The organism is Phytohabitans sp. LZ39 (genome assembly GCF_059359075.1).
Map to the genome: position 1 here is coordinate 171712 of NZ_JCADBM010000024.1, position 8216 is coordinate 179927.

The window sequence follows — 8216 nt, forward strand, 5'->3', positions numbered from 1 at the left end:
ACGTGCCTCGCAGCTCATCGCAGACAAACCCTCACCCCCAAGGGGGTAGCTAACCGTCCCAGATCTCGAATCTTGGGCCGCGCGCACGGCGGCGGCGATTACCGGGCGACGGCGCCACCGGCCGCGACGAATCAGGACGTCAAACGCCCTGATTGCTGGCGCGCTCTCCACCCACTGCGGCTGGGGCAGCGGAGCCGTCAGTGGTCGGCGCTATTCCAGTCTGTGCCGACGCCGACCGAGACCTCCAGCGGCACCGAAAGCTGGTGCGCGTTGCCCATCTCGCGGCGGACCAGCGTCTCCATCGCCTCGCGCTCGCCCTCGGCGACCTCGAAGACCAGCTCGTCGTGGACCTGGAGCAGCATGCGCGACCGCAGGCCCTCCTCGCGGATCGCGCGGTCGACGTGGAGCATGGCGACCTTGATGATGTCGGCGGCCGAGCCCTGGATCGGGGCGTTGAGGGCCATGCGCTCGGCCATCTCGCGGCGCTGGCGGTTGTCGCTGACCAGGTCGGGCAGGTAGCGCCGGCGGCCGAGGATGGTCTGCGTGTAGCCGTCCTTCGTCGCCTGCGTGACCACCGCCTGGAGGTAGTCGCGCACGCCGCCGAAGCGCTCGAAGTACTCGTCCATGAGCGCGCGCGCCTCGTCGGTCGGGATGTTGAGCTGCTGGGACAGCCCGTAGACCGACAGGCCGTAGGCAAGGCCGTAGTTCATCGCCTTGATCTTGCGGCGGTGGTCGGCCGTGGTCTCCTCGATCGGGATGCGGAACACCGAGGAGGCGGTCGCCGCGTGGAAGTCGGCGCCGGAGTTGAACGCCTGGATCAGCGCCTCGTCCTTGGACATGTCGGCCATGATGCGCATCTCGATCTGGCTGTAGTCGGCGCTCATCAGGCACTCGAACCCCGAGCCCACCACGAACGCCCGCCGGATGCGCCGGCCCTCCTCGGTGCGGATCGGGATGTTTTGCAGGTTGGGGTCGGTGGACGAGAGGCGCCCGGTGGCCGCGACCGTCTGGAAGTAGGTCGTGTGGATGCGGCCGTCGTCGGACACCGACTTGAGCAGGCCGTCCACCGTGGACTTGAGCTTGGCCACGTCGCGGTGGCGCAGCAGGTGCTCCAGCAGCGGGTGGCCGGTCTGGGCGAAGAGCCCTTGAAGCGCGTCGGCGTCGGTGGTGTAGCCGCTCTTGATGCGCTTGGTCTTGGGCAGGTCGAGCTCGCCGAAGAGGATCTCCTGGAGCTGCTTGGGCGAGCCGAGGTTGAACTCGCGACCCACCACCGCGTATGCCGCCTGGGCCGCCTCCTTGACACCGGCGGCGAAGTTGCTTTCGAGGTCGGAGAGGTACTCGGTGTCGGCGGTGATGCCGGTGCGCTCCATCTCGGCGAGCACCTCGACCAGCGGCAGCTCGACGTCGGCCATCAGCCGCGCGGAGAGCTCGCCGTCGCGGGACAGCTCGGCGTCGATCGCGTCGGCGAGGTCGAGGGTGGCGCGGGCGCGGAGCATCAGGTTTTGCTCGACCGCCTCGCTGTCGCCGAGCCCGTCGAGGGTGAGCTGGCCGTTTTCCGGCGCGTCGACCTTGAGCTCGCGGTGCAGGTAACGCAGGGCCAGGTCGGTCAGGTCGTAGGTGCGCTGGTCGGGGCGGGCCAGGTAGGCGGCGATCGCGGTGTCGCGGGTGACGCCGGCGAGCTCCCAGCCGCGGGCGCGGAAGGCGAGCAGCGCCGGCTTGCTGTCGTGGATGACCTTGGGGCGCTTGGCGTCGGCCAGCCAGGCACCGACCGCGGCCTCGTCGCCCGCGTCGAGCTCGGCGGGGTCGAACCACGCGGCCGGCCGGTCGGCGGTGGCCAGCGCGACGCCGGTCAGCTCGCCCGTGCCCCGGCCGAACCGCCCGGAAACCGCGACGCCGATCGGGGTGCCCACCGGCGCGTACGACTCCAGCCAGCCGGCCACCTCGCCGCCGCCCAGCACCGAACCGTCGAGCTCGAACCCGGACTCGGCCTCCGGCTCGACGGCCTCGAGGTACTGGTAGAGGCGCTCGCGCAGCACCCGGAACTCCAGCGCGTCGAAGACCTGGTGCACCGCCTCGCGATCCCACCCGGGCCAGCGGGCGTCTTCGGGCCGGAGGGGCAGCTCGAGGTCGCACACGAGCTTGTTCATCTCGTAGTTGCGCATGACGTCGGCGAGGTGGGCACGGAGGTTGTCGCCGGCCTTGCCCTTGATCTTGTCGGCGTTGGCGATGACGCCCTCGAGGCCGCCGTACTCCTTGATCCACTTGGCGGCGGTCTTGTCGCCCACGCCCGGCACGCCGGACAGGTTGTCGCTCGTCTCGCCGACCAGCGCCGCCTTGTCGCGGTATTGCGACGGGGGGACGAAGTATTTCGCCTCGACCGCGGCCGGGTCCATCCGCCAGACCTCGGAGACGCCGCGCACCGGGTAGAGCACGGTCACGTGCTCGTCGACAAGCTGGAACGCGTCGCGGTCGCCGGTGCTGATCACCACCTCCATGCCGGCCGCGCGCGCCTGCTGGGTCAGCGTGCCGATCACGTCGTCGGCCTCGTAGCCCGGCTTTTCCACCACGGGGATCCGCAGCGCGTCGAGCACCTCCTTGACCAGGCTCACCTGGCCCTGGAACGGCGCCGGCGTCTCGGAGCGACCCGCCTTGTACTCCGAGTAGATCTGCGTCCGGAACGACTGCCGTGACACGTCGAACGACACGATGATGTGCGTCGGCCGCTCGTCGCGCAGCATGTTGATCAGCATCGACGTGAAGCCGAAGACCGCGTTGGTCGGCTGCCCGGTGACCGTCGAGAAGTTTTCCACGGGCAGGGCGAAGTAGGCCCGGTATGCGAGGGAATGCCCGTCGAGCAGGAGCAGGCGCGGCGTTGACTCTGTCACAGAAAGCGACTCTAGTCCGCACCCCCGACACTCCCGTCACGGGCACGCGCGGCGACGTGCCGACCCCGTAAGGTGGGGCCGCGAAATAGAGACAGTCGAGGAGGCGGAGAGATGGATCGGCCGGCTTGGGCGCCACCGGAGGTCGACCTCGAGCGGCCGAGCACCGCTCGGATCTACGACTACATGCTCGGCGGCCTGCACAATTTCGCCATCGACCGCCAGATGGCCGAGCAGGTGCTCGCCGTCGGCCCGCAGATCCGCCTCGCCGCCCACGCCAATAGGGGCTTCCTGCGCCGCGCGGTGGAGTACCTCGCGGGTGCGGGCATCCGCCAGTTTCTCGACCTCGGCTCCGGCATCCCCACCGTGGGTAACGTGCACGAGGCCGCGCACCGCGTCGCACCAGACGCCAAGGTGGTCTACGTCGACGTCGACCCGGTGGCGGTGGCACACAGCGAGGCCATCGTCGAAGGCGACGAGCGCGTGACCGTCGTGCAGGCCGACATCCGCGACCCCGACACGCTCCTCAAGGACCCCCGGGTCACCGCCGCCCTCGACTTCACCCAGCCGGTCGCGGTGCTGATCGTGGCGGTGCTCCACTTCGTGGCGGACGCCGACGACCCCGCCCGCATCGTGGCCCGCCTGCGCGACGCGATCGCGCCGGGCAGCTACATCGGGATCTCACAGGTGGCCACCATCCCGCACGTGACGCCCGAGCAGCAGGCCGTCGCCGACCGCTACACGAAGGCAAACGCGGTGACACTGCGTGACCGCGACCAGATCGCCACCTTCTTCGACGGGCTGGAGATGGTCGAGCCGGGCCTCGTCGACCCGGCCAAGTGGCGCGCCGACGGCGACGTCACCGAGATGGTCCCCTCCTTCGCCGGCGTCGGCCGCAAACCCTAAAGATCAAGATCCGAGCTACCGCGACGTCCACTGTGGTCCCGCGACCTCATCCATCCGCCGTTGGTCGCGGTCACCCCTGACGCCGGGTAACCAGCCAAAGGGGCGAGACTTTTCGGGGTCAGGGCCGCCTCGTCGTGGCATCAATTCGAGGCAGATTTGCCCACGTCCGCGTCAGCTGCGGACCGTATGCTCCCGCGGGCACCGCTCCCGGCCGGCGGCTCGCAGCGCTCGCCGAAACCCCCGGCCGTCCACTGCCGGCTCCGCGGTGCAAGCCCCAAGCCCTACCTCCGTCGCCCTGACGCAGTGTAACCAGCCCCAGGGTCAGGACTTCGAGGCGACGAAACCCTGTTGCTCGCTGGATCGCCGATCCGGCAACAGACGTTGTGGACAAACGTCAACCACCGCCTGGCGCGAGCTCAAGCCGCTCCCCGCCGGTTGCGCGCAGGGGTGAGCGCGACCAACGGCGGACGGGTGAGGCCGCGGGAGCAACGGTCTGGACCACGACGGACATCGCGGTAGCTCGGATCTGGTTTGGATCTGACGGATCCAGGGCCCATACCAGGACAAACCTGTTACAGGCCCTGGGAAACCGTCAGGCGACGCCCAGGTAGGCCTCTTTGACCGCCGGGTCGTGGAGGAGCTCCTGGCCGGTGCCCTCCTTCACGATCGACCCGGTCTCCAGCACGTAGCCGCGGTGGGCGCGGGACAGTGCCTGCTGCGCGTTTTGCTCCACCAGCAGGACCGTGGTGCCCTGCTCGTTGATCCTCGTGATGATCTCGAAGATCTGCTGGATCAGCATCGGCGCCAGCCCCATCGAGGGCTCGTCGAGCAGCAGCAGCTTGGGCCGGGTCATCATCGCCCGCCCGACCGCCAGCATCTGCTGCTCGCCGCCGGAGAGGGTGCCGCCGGCCTGGCGCTGCCGCTCCTTGAGGCGCGGGAAAAGGTCGAAGACCATCGCCAGGTCCTGCCTGATGCCGGCCCCGTCGCGCCGGGTGTAGGCGCCCATCTCCAGGTTTTCCTGCACCGTCATGCCGGGGAACACACCGCGGCCCTCGGGCGCCTGGCCGATGCCGCGGATCACCCGCAGGTCGGCCCGCACCTTGGTGACGTCCTGGCCGGCGAAGATGATTTTGCCGCTCGCCACCGGGCGGAGGCCGGAGATGGCCCGCATGGTGGTGGTCTTGCCGGCGCCGTTGGCCCCGATGAGGGCCACGACCTCGCCCTCGTTGACGTGCAGGCTGATCCCGTGCAGGGCCTGGATGCGCCCGTACAGCAGGGTCAGGTTTTCGATCTCAAGCAGCATCGGTCGGCACTCCCAGGTACGCGGCGATGACGGCCGGGTTGTCCCGTACCTCGGCGGGCAGGCCCTCGGCGATCTTCTTGCCGAACTCCAGCACCACGATCCGGTCGGTGACGCCCATGACCAGCCGCATGTCGTGCTCGATCAGCAGCACCGTGACGCCGGTGTCGCGGATCTTGCGGATGAGCTTGAGCAGCGAGTCCTTCTCCGCCGGGTTGAAGCCGGCGGCCGGCTCGTCGAGGCAGAGCAGCGTCGGGCTCGTCGCCAGCGCACGAGCGATCTCCAGCCGGCGCTGCTCGCCGTACGACAGGTTGCGGGCCAGCTCGCCGGGGCGTTCGATGCCCACGAAGCGGAGCAGGTCGTGCGCCCGGTCGCGCCCGCTCCGCTCCTCCTTCCAGAACCGCGGCAGCCGGAACAGCGCCGAGATCACGCTGGCCTTGTGGTGCGCGTCGGCACCGACCATCACGTTTTCGAGGGCGCTCATCTCCGGGAAGAGCCGGATGTTCTGGAACGTGCGGGCGATGCCCATCTGCGTGATCTTGTGGCGGGCCCGGCCGCTGACCCGCTGACCCTTGAACCGGATCTCCCCCTGCGTGGGGGCGTAGACGCCGGTCATCGCGTTGAAGCAGGTGGTCTTGCCGGCACCGTTGGGACCGATCAAACCCAGGATCTCGCCTTTGTACAGCGTGAAGTCGACGTCGTTGAGGGCGACCACGCCGCCGAAGCGGAGCGTGACGTGGTCGACCTCGAGCAGCGCCTCCCGCTGTGCGGTGGTGGTGGTGGTGGTGTCGGGGGCAGTGTCGGTCATGTGCTCGCCTCCGTCGGTGCGGCCGCCTCACGCCGGTCGGCGAACTCCGCCGCTCGTCGTCTACTCGGCAGGATGCCCTGCGGCCGGAAGATCATCATGACGATCAGCACCGCCCCGAAGATCAGGATCCGGTACTCCGCGACGTTGATCTCCAGGCCCACCGCGCCGCCGATGCCGCGCACCCACTCCGGCAGGTACCAGGTGATGAACGCCCCGATGACCGCGCCGTAGATGTTGCCCGCGCCGCCGAGGATGACGGCGGCCAGCACCAGGATCGAGTTGGTGAGCTGGAAGCTGTCGGAGTTGATGAAGCTCTGCTTTCCGGCGAAGAGCGCGCCGGACAGGCCGCCCACCGCCGCGCCGATCGCGAACGCCCAGAGCTTGTACTTGAACGTGGGCACGCCCATGATCTGCGCCGCGTCCTCGTCTTCCCGGATCGCCACCCAGGCCCGGCCGACCCGGCTGCGGGTGAGGTTACGCACGCCCAGGATCACGAAGATGATGATCGTGAGCGTGAGCCAGTAGTACGGCCGCGCGTCGACCACCCCGAACCACGGCTGCCCGTCCGAGCCCTTGACCTCGGGCACCGGGTGCGGGATCTGCGGGATGCCCCGCTGACCGTTCGCGATGCCCTCGTTGCGGGCGGCGTACAGGCGGATCATCTCGGCGAAGCCGAGCGTCACGATCGCGAGATAGTCACCGCGCAGTCGCAGCGTCGGACCGCCCAGGATGACACCTGAGATCATCGTGACCGCGATGGCCACCGGCACCGCCGCCAGCCACGGCCACCCGACGTCGAACCGGCTCTCCGGCGACGTGAGGATCGCCACCGTGTACGCGCCGACCGCGAAGAAGCCGAAATAGCCCAGGTCGAGCAGGCCGGCGAAGCCGACCACGACGTTCAGGCCGACCGCCAGGAGCACGAAGAACGAGGTTTCGAACAGGACCGTGGCCATGTCCGATTCCATCGTCCGGAAGTACCAGAGGTTGATGTAGAACCAGCGGTTGGGCAGCAGGTAGAGGAAGACGATCAGGGCGGCCAGCGCGACCCAGCGCACCTGGGGTGGCATGTTCTGCCACCGGGCCCGCATCGAGGAGCCGCGGGACCTGACCTTTTCGACGTGTGCGTTCATGCCCGAGCCCTCCCGAGCGACTCGCCCAACAGGCCCGTGGGCCGGAACATCAGCAGCACGATCAGCACGACGAAGCCGGTGAAGTCCTTCCACTCGCCGCCGAACAATCCGGAAGCGTAGTTTTCCACCACGCCGAGGAGCAGGCCACCGACCAGCGCGCCGCGCAGGTTGCCGATGCCGCCCAGGACCGCCGCCGAGAACGCCTTCAGGCCGATGAGGAAGCCGACGTCGAAACGGCTGAAGGCGTAGGTGACGTTCCACAGCAGGGCCGCCACGCCGGCCATGATGCCGCCGAGCACGAACACGAGCAGGATCACGCGGTCCTTGTTGACGCCCATCAGCGCGGCGGTGTCCGGATCCTGCGCCACCGCGCGGATGCCGCGGCCCATGCGGCTGCGGTTGACGAAGAGGTCGAGGGCAAGGAGCATGCCCAGGGCCGAGAGCACGACCAGCACCTGGGTGTTGGTGACGCTCCAGCCGCCGATGCTGAACAGCTCGGCCGGCTTGAACGGACGGACCATGCCGAACGGTCCGCGCTCGCCGCCGATGCCGATGTTGTCGCTGAAGAGGCCGACCGCCTCGAAGAGGACGAACGACGCGCCGATCGCGGTGATCAGGAACGCCAGGGGTGGGGCGTTGCGGCGGCGCAGCGGCCGGTAGGCCACCCGTTCGACCGCGACCGCCGTCAACGTGGAGGCCGCCACGGCGGCCGCCAGGCCGACGAGGAGCAGGAGCAGGGTGAGCCCGACCCCGTTGATCGATGAGTTTTGGTTGTAGCCGATCGCCTGCCAGGTCCCCAGAGCGGCAACCGTGCCGATCATGAAGACCTCGGAGTGGGCGAAGTTGATGAGGCGCAGGACACCGTACACCAGCGTGTAACCCAGGGCGACGAGCGCGTAGATGGCGCCCTGCTCCAGGCCGGTAGTGGTCAGGTCGGGGAAGTCCCGCAGCAAGCCGTCGAAGTCCAAGTAGTGCTCCAGGGGAAAGTCGTATGCATAGTCAGGTGCGGCCGGGAGCGCCTGCTCCCGGCCGCACCCACGTGACTCGGTGATCCGAAATGGCCGTCAGGCCTTCGGGATCTCCACGTCCGGAACAACCTTCCCGGCCTGCACCTTGAACGCCCAGACGATGACCTGGGTGGGGTCAAGCTCGCCGTTGCCCTCGAACTTGTACGTCACACCCGTTGC

General features: G+C 68.9%; 6 protein-coding genes. 1 reads left to right on the forward strand and 5 read right to left on the reverse strand.

The genetic code is table 11. The features are described from left to right. Positions 1–197: 197 nt before the first annotated feature. The gene (gene polA, locus AC5L36_RS36225) at positions 198–2885 is read right to left on the reverse strand and encodes a DNA polymerase I (RefSeq protein ID WP_441223299.1); all 2688 of its coding nucleotides are present in this window, start codon (positions 2883–2885) and stop codon (positions 198–200) included. A 111-nt stretch (positions 2886–2996) separates the two neighbouring features. Here polA and AC5L36_RS36230 point away from each other — a divergent pair, with 111 nt between their 5' ends. Then, entirely contained in the window at positions 2997–3788 is a 792-nt protein-coding gene (locus AC5L36_RS36230) for an SAM-dependent methyltransferase (protein ID WP_441223300.1), read from the forward strand. A 592-nt stretch (positions 3789–4380) separates the two neighbouring features. Here the strand turns inward: AC5L36_RS36230 and AC5L36_RS36235 are convergent. The 4 genes from AC5L36_RS36235 to AC5L36_RS36250 are packed head-to-tail and all read right to left on the reverse strand — an operon-like array spanning position 4381 to position 7997. Next, the gene (locus AC5L36_RS36235) at positions 4381–5091 is read right to left on the reverse strand and encodes an ABC transporter ATP-binding protein (protein WP_441223301.1); all 711 of its coding nucleotides are present in this window, start codon (positions 5089–5091) and stop codon (positions 4381–4383) included. Next, positions 5081–5896 carry an ABC transporter ATP-binding protein gene (locus AC5L36_RS36240; RefSeq protein ID WP_441223302.1) on the reverse strand — a complete coding sequence of 272 codons (816 nt, stop codon included), beginning with the start codon at positions 5894–5896 and terminating at the stop codon, positions 5081–5083. The genes AC5L36_RS36235 and AC5L36_RS36240 overlap by 11 nt, the downstream gene beginning before the upstream one ends. Then, a complete protein-coding gene (locus AC5L36_RS36245) occupies positions 5893–6987 on the reverse strand; it encodes a branched-chain amino acid ABC transporter permease (protein ID WP_441223317.1) in 1095 nt (364 codons plus the stop codon). The genes AC5L36_RS36240 and AC5L36_RS36245 overlap by 4 nt, the downstream gene beginning before the upstream one ends. Before the next feature lie 38 nt (positions 6988–7025). Next, complete coding sequence (locus tag AC5L36_RS36250; protein WP_441223303.1) at positions 7026–7997, reverse strand: branched-chain amino acid ABC transporter permease; 972 nt, start codon at positions 7995–7997, stop codon at positions 7026–7028. Between the last annotated feature and the right edge of the window lie 219 nt (positions 7998–8216).